Genomic DNA, 25,372 nt, shown 5'->3' with positions numbered 1-25,372 from the left:
GGGAGGATGGGCCAAAACTCCGATCGACGCGCGCGCATCCTCCTGATCAATCCGAACAGCAACGAGGCGACCACCACGATGATGGTGGCGATCGCAAGGTCCGCTGCCACCGATGGTTTCGACATCGTCGGCGCCACGGCAACGCGTGCGCCCACGATGATCGTCTCGGCGGACGCGCTGGAGGCGGCTGCGCTGGAGGCCGAGGAGATCGCGCGTCTCCGTGACGGCGAGTGCGACGGCGTCATCGTGTCGGCTTTCGGTGATCCTGGCCTCGCCGGGATCAAGGCGGCGATGAAGCTGCCCGCCGTCGGCATCGGCGAATCCGCGATGCTGGAAGCCGCCGGGAACGGTCGCCGGTTCGGCGTGGCGACCACGACGCCGTTGCTGAAAGCGAAGATCGATGCATTGCCTGATACGCTGGGCTTGCGCGCGAGCTACACCGGCACGCGCTTCGCCGATGGTGATCCGCAACAGCTGATGCGCGATCCGGCGCAGCTGCGCGCAGCGCTCGCCGGCGCGGTTGAGGCCTGCATTGTGCGAGACAGAGCGGAAGCGGTCATCATCGGCGGCGGGCCGCTGGGTGAAGCGGCGCGCGAGCTTCAGCCGATGTTCGCGGCGCCAATCATCGCCCCGATCCCATCTGCCGTGCGACGGATCATTCGTCTCGTCGCGGCGTAACCTCTGGTTTTTCCGCGCCGCGGCATCGGCCGTGCTGCGGAAAACTGTTTTCCTTGACATCAACTCTGCGGTGCTCGACGTGTAACGAGGTCGAGCGATGCTGCCTTGCGTCCCTCGCGAAAAGAAAAGCAACACGGGAAGGACGTCATGAACACGGGCCTCGACGAGAATGACTACCTCGCCACCTTGCGCGGCCTGTGGGACAAGGCCTGGCCGAAGGGCCTGCCGCGCTCGCCGAACTATCTGCACGGCGAAGTTCCCCTGACGGAATATCTGCGCACCTGGGCAAAGCGGAGTCCGGAGCGGCCCGCGGTGATCTTCTACGGGCATGTGACCACCTATGCCGATCTCGATCAGAAGAGCGATCGCTTTGCGGCGCTGTTGCAGGCAAAGGGCGTGCGCAAGGGCGATCGCGTCGCCGTCTTCCTGCCGAACTGCCCGCAATTCCACGTCGTGTTCTTCGGCATCCTGAAGCTCGGCGCGATCCACGTTCCCATCAGCCCGCTGTCGCGCGCGTTCGAATTGTCCTACCAGCTCAACGACACCGAGGCCGAGGTGATCGTCGCGCTCGACCAGCTCATTCCTATCGTTGATCAGGTCCGCGGCGAGGTGCGCCTGCGCGAGATCATCGTCACCAGCTTCGCCGATGTCGTGCCGGCGGCGCCTGCGTTTCCCGCGCCGGACTCGATCCGCACGCCGCGCGTTGCGGTCTCCGGCGCAACTGATCTCCTGCCGGCGCTCGCGGCACTGCCCGCACCGACCCCGCTGCCGCCGCCCCACCTCGATGATGTCGCTGCGCTCAATTACACCGGCGGCACCACCGGCATGCCCAAGGGCTGCGTGCATACCCATCGCGATATGGTCTACACGGCCGCCGCCAATTACGGCATCTCGTTTCCCTCGGATGAGAGCAGCGTGTTCCTGTCGTTCTTTCCGGAGTTCTGGATTGCGGGCGAGAATTCCGGTCTGATCTTCCCGCTGTTCTCGGGCGGCACGCTGGTTCTGCTCGCGCGCTGGGACGCTGTCGGCGCGATGGCGGCGATCGACAAGTACAAGGTCACGATGACGGCGATGCCGGTCGACAGCGCGGTCGAGATGATGGACCATCCGCGCTGGAGCGAGTTCGACCTGTCGTCGCTGCAACAGGTGCGCGTGGTCTCCTTCGTCAAGAAGCTCAACGCCGGCTATCGCAGGCGCTGGAAGGATCTCACCGGCACGATCCTGATGGAGGCGGCCTGGGGCATGACCGAGACCCACACCTCCAATACTTTCACCGCTGGCTTTCAGGACGGGGATTTCGACCTCAACAGCCAGCCGATCTTCGTCGGCCTGCCGGTCCCCGGCGCCGAGTTCAAGATCACCGATTTCGAGACCGGTGCGCTGCTGCCGCTGGGAGCCGAAGGCGAGATCCGCGTGCGTACGCCGTCGCTGCTCAAGAGCTACTGGAACAAGCCCGAGGCGACGGCGGAATCGCTCGTCGACGGCTGGTTGCGCACCGGCGATATCGGCACCATCGACAAGGACGGCTTTCTGCACTTCCTCGGCCGGCGCAAGGAGATGCTGAAGGTCAAGGGCATGAGCGTGTTTCCGCCGGAGATCGAGGCGTTGCTGGGGCAGCATCCGAAGGTGCTGGGCTCGGGCGTGGTCGGCCGTGATGATCCGGACAAGGGCCAGGTGCCGGTCGCTTATATCCAGCTCAAGCCGGAAGCGATCGGCACGGTGTCAGAACAGGAACTGCGCGCCTGGTGCGCCGAGCGCATGGCCGTCTACAAGGTTCCGGAAGTCCGCGTTATCGATGCGCTGCCGTTGACGGCAACGGGCAAGGTCAGGAAGCAGGACCTCATTCCAAATCCTCCTGCCGTCCAGTGAGAGAGACGATGTCGTTCAAGAAGCTCCTGATCGCCAATCGCGGCGAGATCGCCATCCGCATCGCACGGGCGGCGGCCGATGCCGGCATTGCGACGGTCGCGATCCATCCCGCCGACGATGCGCTGTCGCTGCACGGGCGCGTTGCGGACGAGGCGATCGAGATCCCCGGCCGCGGCGCACGGGCCTATCTCGACATCGAGGCCGTGGTGATGGCGGCCAAGAGCGCAGCTTGCGATGCCGTGCATCCCGGCTATGGCTTCCTCAGTGAGAACGCGGCATTCGCGAAAGCCTGCGCCGACGCCGGAATCACCTTCGTCGGGCCGAAACCGGCTGCGCTCGAGCTGTTCGGCGACAAGGTTGCGGCACGTCAGCTGGCCAAACGCTGCGGCGTGCCGATCATTGCCGGCACCAGCGGGCCGTCGAGTCTCGAGGAGATCACGGCATTCTTCACCTCGCTCGGCAGCAATGCTGCGATCGTGATCAAGGCGATGGCGGGCGGTGGCGGCCGCGGCATGCGCGTGGTGGAGAACGCGTCCGACCTTTCGGAGGCCTATGCGCGCTGCCAGTCCGAGGCCAAGGCGGCGTTCGGCTTCGAGGGCGTCTATGCCGAACGGCTGATCCGGCAGGCGCGCCACATCGAGGTCCAGATCATCGGCGACCGCCATGGTGCGATCTCCCATCTCTGGGAACGCGAATGCACCATCCAGCGCCGGCACCAGAAGCTGATCGAGGTGGCGCCGAGCCCGTCATTGAGCGATGCCCTGCGCGGCCGCATCATCGAAGCGGCAAAGCAGCTGGCGGGCGCCGCGTCTTACGACAATCTCGGCACGTTCGAGTTTCTGGTCGACGGAACCGCCGAGGACAGCTTCGCCTTCATCGAGGCCAACCCGCGTCTCCAGGTCGAACACACCGTGACCGAAGAGGTGCTCGGCGTCGATCTCGTCCGCGCCCAGCTCGCGGTCGCCGCAGGCAGCACATTGAGCTCGCTCGGTCTTGCGCAGGCATCGATCCGGAAGCCGCGCGGCCATGCCATGCAGCTGCGCGTCAACATGGAGACGCTGGACGTGTCAGGCGCCACCCATCCGACCGGCGGTGTGCTCGCGGTATTCGAGCCGCCGTCGGGCCCCGGCGTGCGCGTCGATAGTTTCGGCTATGCCGGCTACAAGACCAGCGCCGCGTTCGACTCGCTGCTTGCCAAGGTGATCGTGCACACGCCGAGCGAGGCCTGGCATGACGTCGTCGCGAAAGCCTCGCGTGCGCTACGCGAGTTCCGGATCGATGGCGTCGTCACCAACATCGCGTTTCTTCAGGCGGTGCTCGCACATCCCGATTTCAGGACCAACCGCATCGCGACTGATTTCATCGACCGCAACATTGCCAGGCTCGTGGAAGCATCGGATGGTGCCGCCAAGCCGCTTTACTTCGCCGCGGCCGAGCGTGGCGCCGGTCACAGCGCGGAGGTGCATGTCGCGCCAGCCGTACCCGAAGGCACGGTGATGGTCGCGGCGCCCTTGCAGGGAACCATCGTCACCATCCAGGTGAAGAAAGGCGAGATCGTCCGCCCCGGCCAGCAACTCGCCGTGATCGAGTCCATGAAGATGGAGCACCTCGTCATGGCCGAGCAGGGCGGGCGGGTGACAAAACTCGTCGCAGGTGACGGCGTCACGCTGCTGCATGGCGAGCCGATCCTCTATCTCGAGCCGCTCGACGTCGCCGCCGACAGCGCGGCGGCGGAAGCCGACATCGATCTCGACCATATCCGTCCCGATCTTGCCGAGCTGATCGCCCGCCAGGCCAACACGCTCGACGAGAACCGCCCCGCTGCGGTCGAGCGCCGCCGCAACACCAACCAGCGCACCGCTCGCGAGAACGTCGCCCAGCTCGTCGACGACGGCTCGTTCATGGAGTACGGCAGCCTTGCGATCGCGGCGCAGCGCCGCCGGCGCAAGCTCGACGATCTCATCAAGAACACGCCGGCGGACGGCCTCGTCATGGGCGTCGCCACTGTCAATGCCGAGAAGTTCGGGCCAGAAGGCGCGCGCTGCATCGTCGTGGCCTACGACTACACCGTGCTCGCGGGCACGCAGGGCCACATGAACCACAAGAAGATCGATCGCATGCTGACGCTGGCGGAAGACTGGCGCGTGCCGCTGGTGTTCTATGCCGAAGGCGGCGGCGGCCGGCCCGGCGACACCGACCGGCTCGGCATGACCGGCCTCGACGGGCCGTCCTTCGTGCAGTTCGCGCGGCTCTCGGGCCTTGTGCCTGTCGTCGGCGTTGTTTCCGGCTATTGCTTCGCCGGCAACGCCGCGATGCTCGGTTGCTGCGATGTCATCATCGCCACCAAGAACGCTTCGATCGGCATGGGCGGTCCCGCCATGATCGAGGGCGGCGGCCTCGGTGTCTATCATCCGGCCGAGGTCGGCCCCGTATCATTCCAGTCGCCGAACGGCGTCATCGACATCCTGGTCGAGGACGAGGAGGAAGCGACCCGCGTCGCGCAAAAATATCTGTCCTATTTCCAGGGTGCGGTGGCGGACTGGGAGGCTGCTGACCAGCGCCTGCTCCGCCGCGCCATCCCCGAGAACCGCCTGCGCGTCTATGACATCCGCAGCGTGATCGACCTCGTCGCTGACAAGGATTCCGTGCTGGAGCTGCGCCGCGACTACGGCGTCGGCATGATCACCGCACTGATCCGAATCGAAGGCAAGCCGTTCGGCCTGATTGCCAACAATCCGCGCCATCTCGGCGGCGCAATCGATGCCGATGCCGGTGACAAGGCTGCGCGTTTCCTCCAGCTCTGCGACGCCTTCGATCTGCCTGTTGTCTCGCTGTGCGACACGCCCGGCTTCATGGTCGGCCCCGAGGCGGAGAAGACCGCGATCGTGCGCCACGTCTCACGCATGTTCGTGACCGGCGCCAGCCTCACCGTGCCGCTGTTCGGCATCGTGCTGCGCAAGGGCTATGGTCTCGGCGCACAATCGATGATCGGCGGCGGCTTCCACGCCTCGTTCTTCACCGCGGCCTGGCCGACCGGGGAGTTCGGCGGCATGGGCCTGGAGGGCTACGTCCGCCTCGGCTTCCGCAAGGAGATGGAGGCGATCGCCGATCCCGAGGAGCGCGAGACCTATTACCGCAACAAGGTCGCCGAGCTCTATGCCAACGGCAAGGCGGTCTCGATCGCCTCCGTGTTCGAGATCGACAACGTCATCGACCCGGCCGAGACGCGGCGCTGGATCATGGCCGGTCTGCGCACGGTGCCGAAGCCCGAGCCGAGGACGGCGAAGAAGCGGCCGTGCATCGACACGTGGTGAGGGCGGTGCAGCAATAGCTGCTTTCCCGGTTCCCGATTGACATCCCCGCCCTTGCTGCCAGACTTTGCACAATAATACAGGGTGGAGACGTCCGCGATGGCCAGCCTCTCGGCCTCGAACCATGTCGCCCGTGTCTTGTCCGTCGCCAATCATGTGGCCGACGTCGATGCCTCCTCGCGGATTGCGAGTTCCTGGCGGCGCTGCCTCGTCAACCACAAGCTCGATCCCGCCCGCCAGGGCCCACCGCAGACGCTCACCGAAGCCGAAATCCGCCATGTCGCCGAGCCGATGGAGGAGACGATCCGGCTCGTCACGCCCGAACTCGACGATCTCGCCCGTGTGCTGCACGACGCCGGCTACTGCGTCAATCTCGCCGATGTCAACGCGACCATGCTGTTCAGCCGTCTGCCGGGCGAAGCCGATGCAAGGATGTTTCTGGATTGGAAGATCTACACCGGCTCGAACTTCGCCGAGGCTTGCGAGGGCACCAATGGGCTCGGCACCGCGCTGGCCGAGCAGAAGCCGATCCTGGTGCATCGCGACGAGCATTTTCGGGCGCAATGGCACATGTTCTCCTGCGCGGTGGCGCCGCTGTTCGATCCGGTCGGCCGGCTCGCCGGCGCCGTCAACATCACCTCCTGCCGTGAGGATCTGGAGCGCGCCGCGCATCAGCTTGCACTTGCGGTGACGATGGAGGCGACGCGGCGGATGGAGGGTGCGATCTTCCGCGGGCATTTCCGCAATGCCTGGATCGCCACCGTGCCCGGTGACGGCGGCAGCGGCCTCGTCGCCTATGATGACGACCGCCGCATCGTCGGTGCCTGCCGCTCGGCGCGTGCGTTGCTCGGCCTCACCGACGGCATGATCGCCTCCGGCATCGACCTGTCGTGCTACCTCAAGTTCGACCATCACGCTGCGCGTGGCAGCGGCGAGATCGTCGAGCTGCGCCATGGCGACGGCCGTCCGTTGGGGCAGGGGCATGTTGCTCCGCCCCTGCGTGCGAGATCGCATGCGCCGCGCCGCGATGCGCAACTCGATCGCTTTGATGCGTTGCACCGGCTCGCCGGCCGCGACCCCGGCCTGATCCGAAGCGTCAAACGGCTGCGGAGCATCGGCGACCACAATCTGCCGGTGCTGCTGCATGGCGAGACCGGCGTCGGCAAGGACGTGTTCGCGCGGGCCATTCACGGTGCGAGCAACCGCGCGCGCAACGATTATGTCGCGCTCAATTGCGCGGCGATGCCGGAAAGCCTGATCGACGCCGAGCTGTTCGGCTACGAGGCGGGCGCCTTCACCGGCGCGCGGCGCGAGGGCTCGAAGGGCCTGATCGTGCAGGCCGACGGCGGCACGCTGTTCCTCGACGAGATCGGCGACATGCCGATCGGCTTGCAGACGCGCCTGTTGCGCGTTCTGGAAAACCGCGAGGTCTGGCCGCTCGGCGCGCTAAAGCCCGTCACCGTCGATATTCGCCTGATCAGCGCCACGCATCGCGATCTCGGCCGCATGGCGGAAGCGGGGGCCTTCCGCGCCGACCTCTATTTTCGCCTGCGCGGCATCGAAGTGCGCCTGCCCGCCTTGCGCGAGCGCGCCGACCGCGACGACATCATCCGCCAGATCGCGCGCGAGGAGGCGCCGAGCTGCCGGCTCTCGGAGGAGGCATGGTCGCAGCTCGCGGCCTACCCGTTTCCCGGCAACATGCGCCAGCTCCGCCACGTGCTGCGGCTCGCCGGCTGCACGGCGGAAGATGGCGTCATCACCGATGCCGATCTCGATCTGCCGCCGTTTGGCGGACGGACGGAGCCTGATCTCGAAGCAGCCGAGCGTGCGACGATTGTCGCGGCGCTACGTAAGCATGATGGCCGCGTGACGGAAGCCGCGCGCGCACTGAAGCTCAGCCGCGCGACGCTGTATCGCAAGATCAAGCAGTTGAAGATCGAGACGGCGCAGTAGCTCTTTCTTCCCCTCTCCCCTTGTGGGAGAGGGTGGCTCGCCGCGCCGCGGCGAGACGGGTGAGGGGTCTCTCTCCGCGTATGACTCTGGTGAGTTTGCAGAGAGATACCCCTCATCCGGCGCTTCGCGCCACCTTCTCCCACAAGGGGAGAAGGAAGAAAGCGAGCACTCGTCCTACGAAAAATCCGTCCAGCTCAGATGCCGTGCGTCGAGATCGCCGATCGTCACGTTCTCGCGGAGTTCTCGTGGCGTGTGGAAATTGCTGCGCAAGTACACCAGCGGCGTGACGGCAGCGGAATGCGAGGCGCTGCGGACCTCGCCGACGAAGATCGAATGCGTCGTTGTCTCGAACTCCTGCGCCAGCACGCAGTCGAACGCGGCCACCGCGTCCGCCAGCACCGGTGCGCCGGTCACGCCACGCGTCCATTGCCCGAAGGCGAAGCGATCGTCGCCGTCGACGCCCTTCTGGCCGCTGAAGGTGAGGGCGAGCAGCGCGTGATCCTCATGCAAGAAGTTGATGGCGAAAGCACCTTCCTCCCGGATGCGGGCATGGGCGCTGGCGTTGCGGTTGACGCAGACGATCAGCGAGGGCGGCTTGTCCGACAACGAGCAGGCCGAGGTCACCGTCAGCCCCGTGCGCCTGCCGTGCTCGGCGCCCACCGTGACCAGCGCTACCGCACCGGCACATTGGCGCATCGCCTGCTTGAAGTCCTTCGCGTCCACCGTCACGCGGAAATCTCCCAGAATAGAAGCGGGTGCGGCACGATCGCGCCGCACCCGGCGCCAAGAGTCTAGCATGATCTCTTCGGAAAACCGCTATGCACTTTTCCGGATCATGCTTGCGTCAAGCCGCCTTCTTCGCGGAGCCGAGATGCCCAAGGCGGGGCATCACCTCGTTCTTCAGCAGCGAGAGCGAGTGGTGCCAGGCCTCGGCCTTGTGCTTGTAGTCGAAGCCGAACACGAGCAGCACGCCGAAGCCGCCGACCTCGTCGTAGATCTTCTCGATCTTCTCGGCGACCGTCGCGGGCGAGCCGACGATCCAGTTCCGCTTGGCGCAATATTCGACCGTGACGTCGCTGTCTGGCACATCGGGCGCGTGCTTCAGATAATCCTTGAAGCCGAAATGCCCGAGCAACGGCAGGAAGTACTCGCTCATCATCCGGCCCATCATGTCGCCGGTCGAGAGCTTCCAGGCCTCTTCGTCGGTGTCGGCGACGAATACCTCGCGCACCAGGCGCCAGTCCTGGCGGTTCGGCTTGCGGCCGGTCTTGGCGGCCCCGATCTCGACCGAGTCCCAATGGCTCGAGACATAGGCCGGGTTGAGGTTGAGGCTCATCGGGATGAAGCCGCGCTCGCCGGCGAGCTTGAGCGTGTCCGAGTTCTTGGACAGACCGGCAACGCCGATCGGCGGATGCGGCGCCTGCAGCGGCTTGATATGGGGCTTGAGGAAGTCGAACATCGTGTCTGGCTTGGTCACCGTCCAGTACTTCCCCTTGTGGGTGAAGGGCGCCGGCTCGGTCCACAGCTTCAGGATGATCTCCAGCGCCTCGCGCGTCATGTCGCGGTTCTGCCCGCTCATGCCGTCGACGTTGAACATCGCCCAGTCGCTCGGCAGCCCGCTCGCCGCCACGCCGAAATTGAGCCGGCCTTCGGAGAGATGGTCGAGCATGGCGACGCGGTTGGCGAGCTCGGCCGGGTGATGATAGGGCAGCAGGAAGCCGCCCGGCCCGATGCGCAGGCGCTTGGTCTGCATCAAGGCCTGCGCGATCAGGAGGTCCGGCGTGGGATTGGGTTCCCAGGGCGCGGTGTGGTGCTCGCCGACCCAGGCCTCCTGATAGCCGAGCTCGTCGAGCCAGCGCATGACCTGCAGGTCCCAGTCGTTGCCTTCCTTGAGGCCGCACTCCGGCGGATGCGAAGGCATCGTGAAATAGCCGATCTCCATGGGTTTCCTCATCTGATGTTGACGCGTCTTGTCGCGCGTTGACGGAGTTGAGTGATGAACCTTGTCGAGTGATGAACCTTGAGCAAGCGGTGTGCCAGCGCGGCGGAGCCTCAAAATGAAGAGAAAGGGCTGGTTTGCCCGCGCAATAGCCGATATCTCGACGGGAGCCTGCTGGACATCGTCTCATGTGTCGCGAGACGGCGTCTTGGCCATGAGACGAGGACGAGACCTGACATGACCGAACCCGCCTATGTCGCGGTGGATTGGGGCACCAGCAGCTTCCGGCTCTGGCTGGTCGATCGCGCCGGTCAGGTGCTGGCCGAGCGCCGCAGCGGTGAGGGCATGCTGGCGGCGGCTAGGACCGGTTTTCCCGCCGTGCTGCAAGCGCATCTGGCCGTAGTCGAAGCGCCCGCGCATCTGCCGGTTCTGGTCTGCGGCATGGCCGGTGCCAAGACCGGCTGGGTCGAGGCCGGCTACGTCGACACGCCGGCAAAGCTCTCAGCCGTCCTGAAACAGGCCGTGCGCGTGCCGGGGGAGGCGCGCGACATTCGCATCCTGCCGGGCATCGCCCAGCGCGATGCCAAGGCACCGGACGTCATGCGCGGCGAGGAGACGCAATTGCTCGGCGCGCTCGGCCTCGATGCCGCGGCCGAGGCGCTGGTCTGCATGCCCGGCACGCATTCGAAATGGGTGCGGGTGAAAGACGGCACGGTCGAGCGCTTCTCCACCTTCATGACCGGCGAGCTGTTCAGCGCCGTCTCGCGCGAGACGATCCTGTCGCTCGCGGTCGCCGGCGCTGATGACGCCGAAGATTTCGCGAGCTTCAAGGCAGCCGTAAAGGCCGCATTCGATGCTCCGGCCTTCGCCGCCAACCTGCTGTTCACTGCACGGTCGCGACAGCTCTTGTTCGGCGGCACGCCGGCAGCGGCGCGTGAGACGCTGTCGGGCACGTTGATCGGTGTGGAGCTCGCGGCAGGGCTCTCCGGCACCGTGCCGCAAGCGGGCGTCCAGCTGATTGCCGCGGGGCGGCTTGCGGTGCTGTATCGGCTGGCATTCGAGGCGCTCTCGGTAACAGCAAATCCGGTCGATGCGGATGAAGCCGTCCGCCGCGGCCTTTCGATGGCGGCAGCCGCGATCTGGACGAAGTAGAAGGACTGCGAGAGATGAGCGTTCCCTTTCCGCCGATGCAGCGGCCGCTGGTCGCGATCCTGCGCGGCATCAAGCCTGAGGAGACCGAAGCGATCGTCGGCGTCTTGGTCGAGGCCGGCATGACCGCGATCGAGATCCCCCTGAATTCACCCGATCCGTTCCGCTCGATCGCGCTTGCCGTGAAGCTCGCGCCATCAGGCGTGTTGATCGGCGCCGGCACGGTGCTGACGACGGCAGATGTCGATCGTCTCAACGATGTCGGCGGCAGGCTGATGGTCTCGCCCAATGTCGACACCGAAGTGCTGGCGCGCGCGCACCAGCATCGCATGGTGACCATGCCCGGCGTGTTCTCGCCGACCGAGGCGCTGCTGGCGGCGCGCGCGGGCGCGTCGAGCCTGAAATTCTTTCCGGCGAGCGTGCTCGGCGCTGCCGGCATCGCCGCGATCCGTGCCGTGCTGCCGGCAGGCGTGATGATCGCCGCCGTCGGCGGCGTCTCCGACCAGAATTTTGTTGAGTACATCAAGGGCGGGGTGACCGCCTTCGGGCTCGGCTCCAGCCTCTACAAGCCAGGCATGACGGCAACAGATGTCGCAGCCCGCGCAGAGGTGACAATTGCCGCTTACGATCGGGCAATTGAGAAAGATTGAGCCGACAATAAACTAGCCGTAATCCTGACTTGGTCTATTCTGCCATATGGTGGCGCGATGCCGACATGCGCGCATCGTGTTATGCGACTGGCTGAATCAGGAGACCGACATGGCGATCAACAACGTGGCCGATCTGTTCGTGGCAACGCTCGAACAGGCCGGGGTCAAGCGCATCTACGGCATCGTCGGCGACAGCCTGAACGCGCTCACCGAGGCGCTGCGTCGCCGCGGCACGATCGAATGGATCCATGTCCGCCACGAGGAGGTCGCGGCCTTCGCAGCGGCCGGCGAAGCCGAGATGACCGGGAGCCTCGCGGTCTGCGCGGGCTCCTGCGGCCCCGGCAATCTGCATCTGATCAACGGCCTGTTCGATGCGCATCGCAGCCGCGTTCCCGTGCTGGCGATCGCGGCGCAGATCCCGACCGCCGAGATCGGCGGCGGCTATTTCCAGGAGACGCATCCGCAAAACCTGTTCCGCGAATGCAGCCATTATTGCGAGCTGGTGTCGGACCCGAGCCAGCTGCCTTTCGTGCTGGAGAATGCAATTCGCGCGGCGGTCGGCTTGCGCGGCGTTGCCGTCGTCGCGATGCCCGGCGATGTCGCGTTCCGGAGTCCTCCGAAGCGCGCGCTGTCGACGACGCGTGGCCTTGCACTGGCTCCGCCGAAGGTCGTGCCGCAAGCGGATGAGCTGAAGGCGCTCGCGGATCTCCTCAACGGCGCCGAACGCATCACGCTGTTCTGCGGCCGCGGCTGCGCCGGCGCACACGCGCCTTTGATGCAGCTCGCCGAGACCTTGAAAAGCCCGATCGTGCACGCGCTCGGCGGCAAGGAGCATGTCGAATACGACAACCCCTACGACGTCGGCATGACCGGCTTCATCGGCTTCTCCTCAGGCTACGCCGCGATGCACGCCTGCGATGCGCTGGTGATGCTCGGCACCGACTTCCCCTACAAGCAGTTCTTTCCTGATGATGCGAAGATCGCGCAGATCGACATCCGTCCGGAAAATCTGGGACGGCGCTGCAGGATCGACCTCGGTCTCGTCGGCGACGTCAAGCTCACCATCGAGGCGCTGCTGCCGCTGCTCAAGACGAAGACGCAGCGCAAGCATCTCGACGACGCCGTCGCGCATTACAAGAGAGCCCGCGAGGGCCTCGATTCGCTCGCCAAGGGCACGCCCGGAGCCAAGCCGATCCATCCGCAATATCTCGCCAAGGTCATCAGCGACCATGCCTCCGACGATGCCGTCTTCACCGCCGATGTCGGCACCCCGACGGTGTGGGCGGCGCGCTATCTCGACATGAACGGCCGCCGCCGGCTGATCGGCTCCTTCGTTCACGGCTCGATGGCCAATGCCATGCCGCAGGCGATCGGGGCGCAAGCGGCGCAGCCCGGACGCCAGGTCATCTCGCTCTCCGGCGACGGCGGCTTCACCATGCTGATGGGCGACCTGATCACGCTGACGCAGGAGAAGCTGCCGGTGAAGGTGGTCGTCTTCAACAACGGCGTGCTCGGCTTCGTCGCGCTGGAGATGAAGGCGGCGGGCTTCGTCGACACAAATGTCGACCTGGAGAACCCGGATTTCGCCGCGATGGCGCGCGCGATGGGCATCTCTGCCAAGCGCGTCGAGGATCCCGGCGAGCTTCCGGGCGCGATGAAAGAGATGCTGGCGCACAATGGGCCGGCGCTGCTCGATGTTGTCACCGCCAAGCAGGAGCTGTCGATGCCCCCGACCATCACGGCCGAGCAGGTGAAGGGCTTCAGCCTCTGGGTGTTGCGTGCGGTGATGAACGGCCGCGGCGACGAGGTGCTGGACCTCGCGAAGACGAATCTCTTGCCGCGGTGATATCAGCCGGCGCGGTGGTTCACCTCTCCCCGCCGAGGAGAGGTGAACGTCTGCCAGTGCAGCACGATGCCGATCAGCATCGCCGGCAGAAAGCCGAGCGCGATCAGGAAATGCGGCAGCTGCTTCGGCGAGATGAGGGCGATGGCGATATCGGAGATCAGCCACAGCGCTGCGAACATCACCGCAAAATCCGTTCGCGGGCACCGCAGGTAATAGAACACGGCGGTGATGACGATGGCCGGGCCGATCGCGATGCCGATCATGATCGCGGTCAGCTCCTTCGGCGTCAGCGTGTCGAGCACCATCGATGCCAGCAGCCAGAGTGCGGCGAACATGGCAACGATGTCGAGCGGATGCCGCAATCCAATTCCTCTGGCGAAAGGCGCGCTATCGTTGGGGCCGGAGCTGCGGCCGTCAAGTCAAAATGGGCTTATTCCTCGTCACTTCCAGGCGTCGGACGCAGCATGAAGTGACCGAAAGCGGTGGCGATCGGCCTCGTCGCATCGTCCTGCCAGGCCCGCGCCTCGAAGGCGACGATACGTCGGCCCTGCTTCACGATCGAGACGTCGGCAAACGTGTCGAGCGCGCGTCCGGAGCGCAAGTAGTTGACGGTGAGGCCGATCGGCTTGGGCGGTGCGCTAGCGCCGAGCTCCCGCGCCACGCCGATGATGGCGGTGGTCTCGAGGAAGGCGCCCGTCATGCCGCCATGGATCGCCGGCAGGATCGGATTGCCGATGATCTGCGGCGAGAACGGCATCGTCAGCGTGCCGTCATCGTTGACGCGGATGCCGAGCGCGCGCGCGAACGGGCTGCGCGCAAAGGGCCCGTCCGGATCCTCCGGCGCCTCCAGCGTCGGGATGCTGCGCGCATCCATCCGGCGGTCGGCGAGCATGTTGGTGCGGTTGGCGCCGATCATGAAGCAGGCGGTCGCGGTCGCGACCGGATCGTCCTCGGACTCCTGATAGGCGGTGGAGCGCACGAAGGCGATCGAGCGCGTGGTGCGGTAGCAGACCGAATGCGCTTTGATGTCGAGGCCGGGCGTTGCCGGCTTCTGGTAGTCGATGCGCAGATCCAGGGTCGCGATCGCGCGGGTGCCGTCGAGCGCAAGTTGCACCGCCATGCCGCAGCTCTCGTCCAGCATCGCGGTGACGACGCCGCCATGCAGCACGCCGGTCGCGGTGTCGCCGACGAAGACCGGTCGATAGGGCAGGCTGGACCAAGCCTCGCCAGGTGCGAACCGGTCGAGCTGGAGCCCGCTGATATGGCCGTAATCGGAGCGGCGGCCCTTGATGGCCTCGGCGAGTTCCTCGAAGGCAAGCGTGGTCGGCGTGGTGCTCATGGGGACCTTCTAGACCAGTGTCGGGCCTCGCGCAAAATCCCGAATGAGCCCCGCATGGGACGGTTTGGTCTCGACAGGGCGCGCCGAAGCGTCGATGGTGGGCGCTTCGTTCGTCGATGAACTGCAAGGAGCGCCCATGGCCGACCCCGAAACGCCCTCGACCGCCCAGGGGCCCGTCACCATTTCCACCTCCAGCGCCGAGCGGGCGCCGATCATCTATTTCGACGGCGCATCCTGCTTCGGTCACCACAACGGCGCGATCCAGATCGAGCTTGCCGCAAACCTGTTGATGCCGGTCGGCGCTGCCGTCAGGGTCGACGTGGTCCAGACCGCGCATCTGCGTTGCAGTGTCGCCGCAGCACTGGCACTGCGCGAAGCCCTCGAAAAGGCGCTCGCGATGTATCAGCAGGGTCAGAAGCAGCCGGTGGCGGAGGAGATACCGGCGGTCAAGAACTGAGGCTGTTGCGATCGCGTATCGATGCGATCGCACACTTGCTAAAGCGAGATCCATGCCACGGGCTCGCTGCAACCTCTCCCGCTTGCGGGAGAGGTCGCGCCGAAGGCGCGGGTGAGGGCTTTCTCCTCTAGGGGATTGTCCCATCGCGGAAACACCCTCTCCCCAGCCCTCTCCCGCAAGCGGGAGAGGGAGTGCACCTCCGCCGTAGCGATCGAACTGATCTCATCACGCTCTAGTTAGCCTACATGCACCTTCGGTTTCTTGCCGCCGTTCCACTTGCCGTCGAGCGTGCGCTCGATCTGGGCGGCGAGCTGCAGCAGGAGGCCGTCATTGGCCTGCTTGGCGATGGCCTGGATGCCGAGCGGCAGGCCGTGGTCTTGCGATGCCATCGGCATCGAGATCGCCGGCATGCCGCAGAGATTGGCGAGCGGCGTGAAGGCGAAGAAGCGCCAGAGATTCTCGAACCAGTCGCGCACATCAGGATTGTCCGAGATGGTGAGATATTCCCTGGTGCCGACCTTCGGCGTCGGCAGCGCCGTGATCGGCGTCAGGATCACGTCCCATTGCTCGAAGAAGCTGCCGAAGCCGCGCGAGGTCGTGTTGAACACGGCCTGCATCTTCGCCCGCTCGGCAAAGCTGGTGTGGCGCCCGACTTCCCAGATGCGGATGTTCATGGGCTCGATCAGATCCTCCGGCGGCTTTTCCAGTCCGCGCGCGGCGAGCATGTTGGAGATCACCACCGCAAAGTTCGAGATGTAGCAGGTGGTCTGCGCCTCGAAGGCGGCCGGGAGGTCGATCTCCGGCAGCGCATAGTCGACGTGGTGGCCGAGGCCTTCGAGGAAGCGTCCGGCCTTCTCCAGCTCGGCAGCGAGCTCGGGCGCCGCGGTGTAATTGCCCCATGTGTGCGACAGCGCGATGCGAAGCTTGCCGGGATCGCGCTTGATCATCTCGCAATAAGGCTGCGCCGTGGTCCAGAACGGCATGAACTCGCCGGGCGCAGGCCCGCGCGCATGATCGACGAAGGCGGCAGTGTCGCGCACCGAGCGCGACTGGCAGCCCTGGATCGAGACGAGGCCGGTCAGGTCCGACATGTGCGGCGCGAGCGAAAACACGCCGCGCGAGACCTTCAGGCCGATATTGCCGTTGACGCCGGCGGGAATGCGGATCGAGCCGCCGCCGTCGGTCGCATGCGCGATCGGCACCACGCCCGCGGCCACCATCGCGGCGCTGCCTGCCGATGAGCCGCAGGTGGTGTAGTCCGTATTCCAGGGATTGCGCGTGACGTAGACGGCAGGATTGTCGGCCGACGAGCACACGCCGAATTCTGGCGTCGTGGTGCGACCGATCAGGTTGAGCCCCGCCTGACGGAATTTGCCGGTAAGGAACGTATCGGCGCTGGCGCGATTGCCGCGCATCAAGAGCGAGCCCATCTCCTGCAGCCGGCCCTTCATGGTCGGCCCGAGGTCCTTCATCAGGAAGGGCAGGCCGGCGAACGGACCTGCGAGATTGGCGCCGTCCTTGGCGGGATCGGCGATCACGTCCTCGAACAGCTCGACCACGCCGGACAGCGCTGGATTGACTTTGGCAACGCCCGCGGCGGCCTGGCGCGCCAGCTCCTTCGCCGTCAGCTCGCCCTTGCGAACGCGCCCCGCCAGCGCGACGCCATCGTGCTGTGCCCATTCATTCCAGCTCATCGGCAAAGTCATGAAGTCAAATCCCCTTAAGGTCGCGGCGTCACCTTTTTCGCAACGGCCCGCGTGAATCAACCGAGGCGCCACGAGGGGCAGGGTTGCGCCCGGCGGAGAGGTCGGGCTGCCGGCTATCAATCCGACAGTCGTGCGATCGCTGCAACCGGGCCGCCGCCGGCCGGCCCCTGATGCTCGGCGCCGCCGGACACGTAGACCGCGCCGGTGCCAGCAAGGCCCGCGATCAGGCCGCCGACCGCTGCGCGGGCGTGGCGTGTCGAGCTGATGTCAGTGTCTTCAAGCATGGTGTGGCGGAAGCCGCGCACGGTGCCGTCCGGCGAGGCCTCAGCCTTGGCGAAGATGTTGACGAGCGTGCGGCCCGCGGTGGTTTGCGGCGCCGCGCCGAGCCCGACACTGTTCAACGCCGATAGCACCGCCGCAGCGTCGATCGCATCCTCCATCACGCCATGCCCGACCACATAGTCACTTACCGATGACGCCGAATTGCCGAGCACGATGACGACGTTATGCATCAGCTCGATCCCCGACGAGGTCGAGGCCACCTTGGAGAACAGATCATAGCGCCGCAGCACGTCCTCGTCGCCGACGTTGGAACTGATCTCGCCGAGCGCGACCGCAACGCCCAACGCGGACGCACCGCGCGAATAGGCCATCGAGCCGTAAGCGTTTGTCGTTGCCGTTGTGTTGCCGCGGGCGTTTGCCGCCGCAACGCGCTCGCTGGTCAGCAGCGGGCATTTGATCTGCACGAAATGAACGTCCGCGGGATCGTTGATGCCGGCATCGGCCATGGCGGCTTGCACGGCCTTCGCTGTCTCGGCGATCTGCGCGGCGCGGCCGAGCTCCTCGGGCAAGAAGTCCCGCGTGTGCGCCATGCCGATGCTGAGGCGCTTGCCGGACAGGCCTGCCGGGCGCTCGGCCTCGCTCCGTGTGAACACCGTAAGATGCGGACTGAGTACGCCCTCGGTGCCGCCGGACATCACGAAGGCGATACGCTGCTCGACGGCCTCCGCCGACAGGCCGAGCTTGGGCGCCAGCGCCGTGCAGAGCGCGGCCACCGCGTATTCCCGGGTAAAATCGTTGACGCCGCCATTGCCCTCGGTCTTGCCGAGAACGGCAAGGATCGAGTCGGGATCGATCGCGCCGGAGCCGATCAAGTCCATCAGGCCGGAGACGTCGCCGGGTCCCGTGGTGGCGATCCTGAAGACGCCGACCGATGTGGTACGCATGATTGGTCCTCGTGCGGAGAGTTCATTGGCCCGGCGGGAGCAAGCAGGCGCGGAACGCGGGGCCGATGTCAAGTCGCCGCGCCCCCACGAATGTGGCGAGATCGCATCGGTCGGGCAAAAATCCTCTGTCGACGGTTGCGCACCGCACCTTGATGAATCAACCTTGGTTGGTCCATAAGCGGCGTCCCGCGGCCGGTGGTTCGCCCCTGCGCCCGCGTGCTTGGATTGTAGGGAATCTCGCGTGGCAAACATCAACCAGAAAATTGCGCAGGAGCTTGGGGTTCGCGCCGAGCAGGTCGAGGCGGCGGTGACGCTGCTCGACGGCGGCGCCACGGTTCCCTTCATCGCCCGCTACCGCAAGGAAGCGACCGGTGCGCTCGACGACGCGCAATTGCGCACTCTGGAGGAGCGCCTGGTTTACCTGCGCGAGCTCGAGGACCGCCGCAAGGCCATCCTCGAATCGGTTCGCGAGCAGGGCAAGCTCGACGCCGCGCTGGAAGCCACCATCATGGCCGCTGACAGCAAGGCCCGCCTGGAGGACATCTATCTGCCGTTCAAGCCGAAGCGCCGCACCAAGGCGGAGATCGCCAAGGAAGCCGGCCTCGAGCCGCTCGCCAATCAGCTTATGGCTGAGCCCGGCAATGATCCGAAGGTGGTCGCCGAAGGCTTCATCAACGCCGAGAAGGGCGTCGCTGACGCCGCTGCCGCGCTCGACGGCGCCCGCGCCATCCTGGTCGAGCGCTTCGACGAGGACGCCGATCTGATCGGCGCCCTGCGCGAGGAGATGTGGACCAATGCGCGCATGGCCTCCAAGGTGCGCGACGGCAAGAAGACCGAGGGCGAGAAGTTCGCCGACTATTTCGATTTCTCCGAGCCGCTGACAAAACTGCCCTCGCACCGCATCCTCGCGATGTTCCGCGGCGAGAAAGAAGAAATTCTCGACCTGCAAATTCAGCCCGAGGCCGAGGCGCCGCCGCCGGGCGTGCCGAGCGCCTATGAGTTGAAGATCATGAAGCGGTTCGGCATTGCCGATCTCAAGCGTCCCGGCGACCGCTGGCTGATCGATACCGTGCGCTGGGCCTGGCGCACCAAGATCCAGGTGCATCTCAATATCGATCTGCGCATGCGGCTGTGGAATTCGGCCGAGACCGAGGCCGTGCGCGTGTTCGCCTCGAACCTGCGTGACCTCCTGCTGGCCGCGCCCGCCGGCACCCGCGTCACCATGGGGCTCGATCCCGGCTACCGCACCGGCGTGAAGGTCGCCGTCGTCGATGCCACCGGCAAGGTGGTCGACACCACCGCGATCTATCCGCACGAGCCGCAGCGGCAATGGAACGAGTCGCTGGCGACGCTCGGCCGGCTCGCAATCAAGCACCGCGTCGAGCTGATCGCGATCGGCAACGGCACCGCCTCGCGCGAGACCGACAAGCTCGCCACCGAGCTGGTCAAGGGTCTGCCTGAGCTGAAGATGAACAAGATCGTGGTGTCGGAAGCCGGCGCGTCCGTCTATTCGGCCTCGGCCTTCGCCTCGGAGGAGCTGCCCGGCCTCGACGTCACCCTGCGCGGCGCGGTGTCGATCGCGCGGCGCCTGCAGGACCCGCTCGCCGAGCTCGTCAAGATCGAGCCGAAGGCGATCGGCGTCGGCCAGTATCAGCACGACCTCGGCCAGGCCAAGCTCGCCAAATCGCTCGACGCCGTGGTCGAGGATTGCGTGAACGCGGTCGGCGTCGACGTCAACACCGCCTCCGCGCCGCTGCTGGCGCGCGTGTCGGGCGTCGGCTCCGGCCTTGCCCAGAGCATCGTGGCGCATCGCGACGCCAACGGCCCGTTCAAGTCGCGCAAGGCGCTCAAGGACGTGCCGCGGCTCGGGCCGAAGGCGTTCGAGCAGTGCGCGGGCTTCCTGCGTATCCTCGGCGGCGAGGATCCGCTCGATGCCTCCGGCGTGCATCCAGAAGCCTATCCCGTGGTGCGCCGGATTCTCGAAGCGACCAGGAGCGACATCAAGGCGCTGATCGGCAACAGCGACGTCGTGCGCACGCTGAAGCCGAAGGATTTCGTCGACGAGACCTTCGGTCTGCCGACCGTCACCGACATCCTTCGCGAGTTGGAAAAGCCCGGTCGCGACCCGCGCCCTGCGTTCAAGGCGGCGGTGTTCAAGGAAGGCGTCGAGGAGATCAAGGATCTCAAGAAGGGCATGATCCTCGAGGGCACCGTGACAAACGTCGCCGCCTTCGGCGCCTTCGTCGACATCGGCGTGCACCAGGATGGCCTCGTGCACATCTCGGCGATGTCGAAGACCTACATCAAGGACCCGCGCGAGGTGGTGAAGCCCGGCGACATCGTCAAGGTGAAGGTGCTGGACTTCGAGGTGGCCCGCAAGCGCATCTCGCTGACGCTACGCCTCGACGACGAGGTCGGGCCTAAGAAGGACGCCCCCGGCATGCAGCGCGACAACAATCAGCGCAACGCAAGCCGCATGACGTCGTCTGCGCCGCGCAAGCAGGAATCTTCGGGCGGCGGCGCGCTCGCCGAAGCGCTGCGCCGCGCGGCGGAGAAGAACAACGGCAAGCGGGTGTAGCGGCTGAGCGGCGCCGTTAGGGCTGTCAAAGCTCGATCACGCCGCGGCGCGCCGCATGCGCCACCGCATCGGTGCGGCCGGTGGCGTCGAGCTTGTCGAGCAACGAGCCGACATGGAATTTCACGGTGTGCACGGAGATGCCGAGCTGCCGGGCGATCATCTTGTTGGAGGCGCCTTCGGCCATCAGCGCCAGCACGTCGAGCTCGCGCTGCGTCAGCGCGATGTCCGCAGGGCTGATGCGCGGATCGCGGGCTATGATTGTCGCGGCGGCCTGCTCGCCGGGCGCGGCGAGGCGAAGCCCGGCGACATTGCCGAGCAGGGCCGCGAGGCGATCGGCGAGTGTGGGGTCGTCGATCTCCAGCGACAATACGATCTCGGCCGTCTTGTCCTCGCTCACGCCTCCGGCCTTTCGCCGACCGTGACCTTGAAGCTGACCGGCTCGCCGCCACGGTGCACGGCGACGTCGACCTCCGCGCCGACGCTTGCAGGTCCCAGCGTTCGCGACAGCTCGCGCACGCCCGACAACTTCTGGCCGTTGACCGCCACGATCACGTCGCCCTGGCGGATGCCGGCCGCGGCCGAAGGCCCGGCCTTGTCGACGTTCATCACCATTGCGCCGATGCCCTCGTCGAGCCGCACCGGCTGCAGTCCGAGGCCGAGATATCCGCGCGCGATGCGGCCGCGCGCCTCGAGCTGCGGCGCGACACGCTCGATCGTCGCCGTCGGGATCACCAGCACCCGCCGCGGTCCGAGCACGGCCATGCCGAAGGCTTCGCCCGACGCGTCGAGCGCGAGCCCGCCCTGCTGGCTGCCACGCAGGCGGACATCGAGCTCAATCCGCGAGTCGATGTCGCCGCCGCGCAAGGAACGCCAGCTCTTTCCGGACGCCGACACCAGCCCGAGCGCCGCGCTCGGTGTCTCCCGGTTGGTCGCGACCACGATCGACAATGCGCCCAGTGGCGGGACGGTTGCGGCGAGCTTGACCGGTGCGATGGCGGCCTCCGTGCGCAACAGCGCGATATCGGTCGTATGGTCGCGGCCGACGATCGTGGCGGACGCGGTGCCGCCGTCCGCAAGGGCGATCTCGACTGCCCCCTCGTCGGCCAGCGCCTCGTCGGCGGTGACGATCAGGCCGGGCTTCCAGGCAAAGCCGGTCGCGCGAGAGCGATGCGAATGCACGGAGACGACGGACGGCGCGGTGCGCGCCACAATGTCCGCGAGCGCGGAGGACAGTGAGGACAGGGGACTAAGATCAGTCATGGCGGGCTCCCGTAAGTTGTCCTCAATCTGGGATGCCGCGGGCGATTGCGAAACTGGCCGGGTGGCCAGGACAAGGACGGCCTCCGCAAGACCGCGACCGACGAACATGTGATTGGGAGCGCCTCACGGGAACGTGTAGCAATCCCAAAATTGGGCCATTTGGCCTCGAGGATTTCCAGCGAGCCCGACCGATGACCATCGACTTGACCCGCCGCACCCTGCTGCAGCTCGCCGGCGCCACCTCGCTCGCCATGGCCGCCGCAGCCGCGGCCCGTGCCGAGGGCACAGCGCAGGGCGGCGGCCCCACCTTTGCCAGCCGTACGCCGATGCGGGTCGGCATGGTGACGCTGCGGGTGAAGAGCCTCGACAAAGTCGCAGATTATTACCGCGATGTGATCGGGCTCACCGTGATGGAGCGCTCGGCGGCCACAGCCAAGCTCGGCACATCAGGCCTCACGCTGCTGGTGCTGGAGGCCCGTCCCGAAGCCGCGATTGAATCGCGCAGCGCCGCAGGCCTCTACCATACCGCCTTCCTGATGCCGACCCGCAAGGATCTGGCGCGCTGGCTGGTTCATGCCGCCTCGCACCGCGTGCCGTTGTCGGGCTTTGCCGATCATCTCGTCTCCGAATCCGTCTATCTCGACGACCCCGAAGGCAACGGCATCGAGGTCTATGCCGACCGCGACCCCTCGCAATGGCAATGGAGCGAGGGTAGCGTGAAGATGGCGACCGACGAGCTCAACATTCCCGACCTGTTGTCGCTCACCAATACGCGCGTTCCCGATTATGCCAAGGCGCCGGACGGAATGCGCATCGGCCACATGCATCTGCGCGTCGGCGATCTCGCCCAGGCCGAGAGCTTCTATCACGGCACCGTCGGCCTCGACCCGACTCGTCGCCGCAGCGGCGCCGCGTTCCTGGCGTCGGGCCGCTATCACCATCACCTCGGCATGAATGTCTGGCAGAGCCAGGGCGCCGGCCAGCGCGACGAGTCCACGACCGGTCTTGCCTGGTTCTCGCTGGTGATGGCGAAGCCGGAGCTGCTCGCCGCGCAGGAAGAACGGCTGCGCAAAGGCGGTGTGAAGGTCACGGCGCTTGCGGACGGGGTGGAGGCGATCGATCCCTGGGGCACGCGGGTGCGTCTGCTCAGGGTTTGATCGCCGGCGCCGGCATTGGTAATAGCCGTCAGCCGCAAACCAATCGACCGGGATCCGCGCCGCATGTCCGAATTCCACGGTGTCTTTCCGTATCTCGTCTCGCCCATCGATGCCGACGGCACGGTGCGAACCAACGTGCTGGCAAAACTCTGCGACGACCTGATCGGCGCCGGCGTGCACGGGCTGACGCCGTTGGGCTCGACCGGCGAATTCGCTTACCTGAACGCCGCGCAACGCATGGCGGTCGTGCAGACCACGATTGAGGCCGCGCAGGGGCGCGTGCCTGTTATCGCCGGCGTCGCCTCGACCGCAACGGCGGATGCGGTGGCGCAGGCGAAAGCCTGCCAGAAGTGTGGGGCCGACGGCATCCTTGCGATTTTGGAGGCGTATTTCCCCCTGGCCGATGCGCAGGTCGAATCCTATTTCCGCGCCATTGCCGATGCCGTCGACATTCCCGTCGTCATCTACACCAATCCGCAATTCCAGCGCTCCGATCTCACGCTCGACGTCATCGCGCGCCTCGCCGAGCATCCGCGCATCGGCTACATCAAGGATGCCTCGACCAACACCGGTCGGCTGCTCTCGATCATGAACCGCTGCGGGGACTCCTTGCGCGTGTTCTCCGCCTCCGCCCACATTCCGGCGGCGGTGATGCTGATCGGCGGCCGCGGCTGGATGGCGGGACCTGCCTGCATCATCCCGCGCCAGAGCGTGATGCTCTACGATCTATGCACGGCCGGCCGCTGGGACGAGGCCATGGCGCTGCAGCGGCGGCTGTGGCGGATCAACGAAGCCTTCGCCCGTTTCAATCTCGCGGCGTGCATCAAGGCCGGCCTTGCGATCCAGGGCTATGACGTCGGCGGCCCCGTCCCGCCGCAGGCGCCACTGACGGCGGATGCGCGCAAAATCGTGGAAACGGCGCTGCGCGAGCTGGAATAGCTCGCCACGCGGCAATATGCCCCGGCATCCGTGCCGGGCGCAAAATGGTCCATACCTGACCGAGAAACTTCCGCGCGTTTGCGACGTTGCTGCGTAAGCGAGATCCTGCCACTTCATGCATGTGCATCTCACAGCCCGCATTCAGCACAAGACACGGTGATCACCCAATGAATCGTCGCTATGCGATTGCCGCGGCAGCCTTCGCCGCCCTGCTGGTCGCGGTCACGGCCGCGAAGATCCTGCATGTCCCCGTCTCGTATGTCCCATGGGCCGCGCCCTCCGCACGTGCCGTCGAGCAGCGCGGGCCGCTGTGGGACGGCGAGAAGGCAACCATCGACATCTTCGAGCGCGTATCGCCGTCGGTCGTTCAGGTTGCGGCCAAGTCGGCGGCAAGTCCCCTCATGGGCGAGGAGAGCCAGGCCGGCGGCGGTGCTTCCGGCACGGGATTTGTCTGGGACCGCGACGGCCACCTGGTGACGAACAATCATGTTGTCGCCAATGGCGGCGAGATCGCCGTGCGCTTTGCCTCGGGTGAGGTGGCCCAGGTCGACCTGGTCGGCACGGCGCCCAATTACGATCTCGCGGTGTTGCGCATCCGCAGCGTGCGCCAGCTTCCAGCGCCGATCGCTCTCGGCAGTTCGAGCGACCTGAAAGTCGGACAATCCGCTTTCGCGATCGGCAATCCCTTCGGGCTGGATCAGTCGATGACTTCCGGCATCATCAGCGCGCTCAAGCGCCGGCTCCCGACCCATGGCGGCCGGGAGATCGCGAACGTCATCCAGACCGATGCCGCGATCAATCCCGGCAATTCGGGCGGGCCGCTATTGGATTCCGCCGGCCGGCTGATCGGCGTCACGACTGCGATCATCTCGCCCTCCGGATCGAACGCCGGCATCGGCTTCGCGGTGCCGGTCGATGTCGTGAACCGGATCGTGCCCGAGCTGATCCGCAACGGCCGCGTGCCGACGCCGGGCATCGGCATCGTGGCCGCCGGCGAGGATGTGTCGACCCGGCTTGCTGTCGAAGGGGTGATCGTGGTGCGGACGGCCCCCGGCAGTCCTGCCGAGCGGGCGGGGATTCGCGGCGTCAACTTTTCCACGGGAGCGGTCGGAGACATCATCACCGCGGTGGAAGGCAAGCCGGTGCGGCGCCTTGCCGACCTGACCGATGCGCTCGAGCAGGCCGGGGCCGGAAAGACCGTTCGGCTCACGGTCAAGCGCGGCTCGGACACCCGTGACGTGAATGTGAGCATTGTCGATATCGACAGGTCCTAGCCGCCCAATCCGCCCCTGCAAGGGGCTCTGACGCGCATCGC

20 protein-coding genes are annotated in these 25,372 nt (G+C 66.3%); 12 read left to right on the top strand and 8 right to left on the bottom strand.

Annotation, left to right across the window (positions count from 1 at the left end; all coding sequences use genetic code 11):
- The first annotated feature begins 6 nt into the window (after nucleotides 1-6).
- The 4 genes from I6F37_RS14995 (at nucleotide 7) to I6F37_RS14980 (ending at nucleotide 7,811) form a co-directional block, all read left to right on the top strand.
- Nucleotides 7-678: an aspartate/glutamate racemase family protein gene (locus I6F37_RS14995; RefSeq protein WP_225113889.1), complete on the top strand. Its 672-nt coding sequence runs from the start codon at nucleotides 7-9 to the stop codon at nucleotides 676-678.
- A gap of 147 nt (nucleotides 679-825) precedes the next feature.
- On the top strand, nucleotides 826-2,547 hold the full coding sequence (locus I6F37_RS14990) for an AMP-binding protein (protein WP_225151799.1): 1,722 nt from the start codon (nucleotides 826-828) through the stop codon (nucleotides 2,545-2,547).
- Nucleotides 2,548-2,555: 8 nt separating this feature from the next.
- Entirely contained in the window at nucleotides 2,556-5,861 is a 3,306-nt protein-coding gene (locus tag I6F37_RS14985) for a carboxyl transferase domain-containing protein (protein WP_225151797.1), read from the top strand.
- A 96-nt stretch (nucleotides 5,862-5,957) separates the two neighbouring features.
- Nucleotides 5,958-7,811: a sigma-54-dependent Fis family transcriptional regulator gene (locus I6F37_RS14980; protein WP_036009646.1), complete on the top strand. Its 1,854-nt coding sequence runs from the start codon at nucleotides 5,958-5,960 to the stop codon at nucleotides 7,809-7,811.
- Between the two features lie 174 nt (nucleotides 7,812-7,985).
- Here I6F37_RS14980 and I6F37_RS14975 read toward each other — a convergent pair whose 3' ends face one another.
- Complete coding sequence (locus tag I6F37_RS14975) at nucleotides 7,986-8,540, bottom strand: flavin reductase family protein (protein WP_036009648.1); 555 nt, start codon at nucleotides 8,538-8,540, stop codon at nucleotides 7,986-7,988.
- Nucleotides 8,541-8,655: 115 nt separating this feature from the next.
- A complete protein-coding gene (locus I6F37_RS14970; RefSeq protein ID WP_036009650.1) occupies nucleotides 8,656-9,753 on the bottom strand; it encodes an LLM class flavin-dependent oxidoreductase in 1,098 nt (365 codons plus the stop codon).
- A 234-nt stretch (nucleotides 9,754-9,987) separates the two neighbouring features.
- Between I6F37_RS14970 and I6F37_RS14965 the strand changes: the two genes are divergently transcribed.
- From I6F37_RS14965 to poxB, 3 genes are all read left to right on the top strand, one after another.
- Nucleotides 9,988-10,902, top strand: a complete 915-nt coding sequence (locus I6F37_RS14965; RefSeq protein ID WP_036009652.1) for a 2-dehydro-3-deoxygalactonokinase — start codon at nucleotides 9,988-9,990, stop codon at nucleotides 10,900-10,902.
- 14 nt (nucleotides 10,903-10,916) lie between these two features.
- On the top strand, nucleotides 10,917-11,549 hold the full coding sequence (locus I6F37_RS14960; RefSeq protein ID WP_225151795.1) for a 2-dehydro-3-deoxy-6-phosphogalactonate aldolase: 633 nt from the start codon (nucleotides 10,917-10,919) through the stop codon (nucleotides 11,547-11,549).
- A gap of 109 nt (nucleotides 11,550-11,658) precedes the next feature.
- Nucleotides 11,659-13,395: a ubiquinone-dependent pyruvate dehydrogenase gene (gene poxB, locus I6F37_RS14955; RefSeq protein ID WP_225151793.1), complete on the top strand. Its 1,737-nt coding sequence runs from the start codon at nucleotides 11,659-11,661 to the stop codon at nucleotides 13,393-13,395.
- A gap of 2 nt (nucleotides 13,396-13,397) precedes the next feature.
- Here poxB and I6F37_RS14950 read toward each other — a convergent pair whose 3' ends face one another.
- On the bottom strand, nucleotides 13,398-13,757 hold the full coding sequence (locus I6F37_RS14950; RefSeq protein ID WP_036009657.1) for a hypothetical protein: 360 nt from the start codon (nucleotides 13,755-13,757) through the stop codon (nucleotides 13,398-13,400).
- A gap of 68 nt (nucleotides 13,758-13,825) precedes the next feature.
- Nucleotides 13,826-14,734, bottom strand: coding sequence for a PaaI family thioesterase (locus I6F37_RS14945; RefSeq protein ID WP_225126717.1), 909 nt, complete (start codon nucleotides 14,732-14,734; stop codon nucleotides 13,826-13,828).
- 136 nt (nucleotides 14,735-14,870) lie between these two features.
- Here I6F37_RS14945 and I6F37_RS14940 point away from each other — a divergent pair, with 136 nt between their 5' ends.
- Nucleotides 14,871-15,191 (top strand): hypothetical protein, encoded by a 321-nt coding sequence (locus tag I6F37_RS14940; RefSeq protein ID WP_036009675.1) that lies wholly within the window; start codon nucleotides 14,871-14,873, stop codon nucleotides 15,189-15,191.
- Between the two features lie 236 nt (nucleotides 15,192-15,427).
- Here I6F37_RS14940 and I6F37_RS14935 read toward each other — a convergent pair whose 3' ends face one another.
- Complete coding sequence (locus I6F37_RS14935; RefSeq protein ID WP_225151792.1) at nucleotides 15,428-16,897, bottom strand: amidase; 1,470 nt, start codon at nucleotides 16,895-16,897, stop codon at nucleotides 15,428-15,430.
- 116 nt (nucleotides 16,898-17,013) lie between these two features.
- On the bottom strand, nucleotides 17,014-18,123 hold the full coding sequence (locus I6F37_RS14930) for a ring-opening amidohydrolase (protein ID WP_225151789.1): 1,110 nt from the start codon (nucleotides 18,121-18,123) through the stop codon (nucleotides 17,014-17,016).
- 241 nt (nucleotides 18,124-18,364) lie between these two features.
- On the opposite strand from I6F37_RS14930, the gene I6F37_RS14925 reads away from it, so the two are divergent.
- Nucleotides 18,365-20,701: a Tex family protein gene (locus tag I6F37_RS14925; protein WP_225151788.1), complete on the top strand. Its 2,337-nt coding sequence runs from the start codon at nucleotides 18,365-18,367 to the stop codon at nucleotides 20,699-20,701.
- Nucleotides 20,702-20,726: 25 nt separating this feature from the next.
- Here I6F37_RS14925 and I6F37_RS14920 read toward each other — a convergent pair whose 3' ends face one another.
- The gene (locus tag I6F37_RS14920; RefSeq protein ID WP_036028685.1) at nucleotides 20,727-21,098 is read right to left on the bottom strand and encodes a response regulator transcription factor; all 372 of its coding nucleotides are present in this window, start codon (nucleotides 21,096-21,098) and stop codon (nucleotides 20,727-20,729) included.
- Nucleotides 21,095-21,961 (bottom strand): S1C family serine protease, encoded by an 867-nt coding sequence (locus tag I6F37_RS14915; RefSeq protein WP_225151786.1) that lies wholly within the window; start codon nucleotides 21,959-21,961, stop codon nucleotides 21,095-21,097. The genes I6F37_RS14920 and I6F37_RS14915 overlap by 4 nt, the downstream gene beginning before the upstream one ends.
- 191 nt (nucleotides 21,962-22,152) lie before the next feature.
- On the opposite strand from I6F37_RS14915, the gene I6F37_RS14910 reads away from it, so the two are divergent.
- The 3 genes from I6F37_RS14910 (at nucleotide 22,153) to I6F37_RS14900 (ending at nucleotide 25,331) form a co-directional block, all read left to right on the top strand.
- Complete coding sequence (locus tag I6F37_RS14910) at nucleotides 22,153-23,118, top strand: VOC family protein (protein ID WP_036009665.1); 966 nt, start codon at nucleotides 22,153-22,155, stop codon at nucleotides 23,116-23,118.
- 63 nt (nucleotides 23,119-23,181) lie between these two features.
- Nucleotides 23,182-24,057 carry a dihydrodipicolinate synthase family protein gene (locus I6F37_RS14905; protein WP_036009666.1) on the top strand — a complete coding sequence of 292 codons (876 nt, stop codon included), beginning with the start codon at nucleotides 23,182-23,184 and terminating at the stop codon, nucleotides 24,055-24,057.
- 167 nt (nucleotides 24,058-24,224) lie between these two features.
- Nucleotides 24,225-25,331: a S1C family serine protease gene (locus tag I6F37_RS14900; protein WP_036009668.1), complete on the top strand. Its 1,107-nt coding sequence runs from the start codon at nucleotides 24,225-24,227 to the stop codon at nucleotides 25,329-25,331.
- Nucleotides 25,332-25,372 lie beyond the last annotated feature (41 nt).

The sequence above is a fragment of the Bradyrhizobium sp. NBAIM08 genome (assembly GCF_020193935.1).
In the GTDB taxonomy this organism is placed as follows: domain Bacteria; phylum Pseudomonadota; class Alphaproteobacteria; order Rhizobiales; family Xanthobacteraceae; genus Bradyrhizobium; species Bradyrhizobium yuanmingense.
This window is presented reverse-complemented; position numbering and strand designations above follow the sequence as displayed.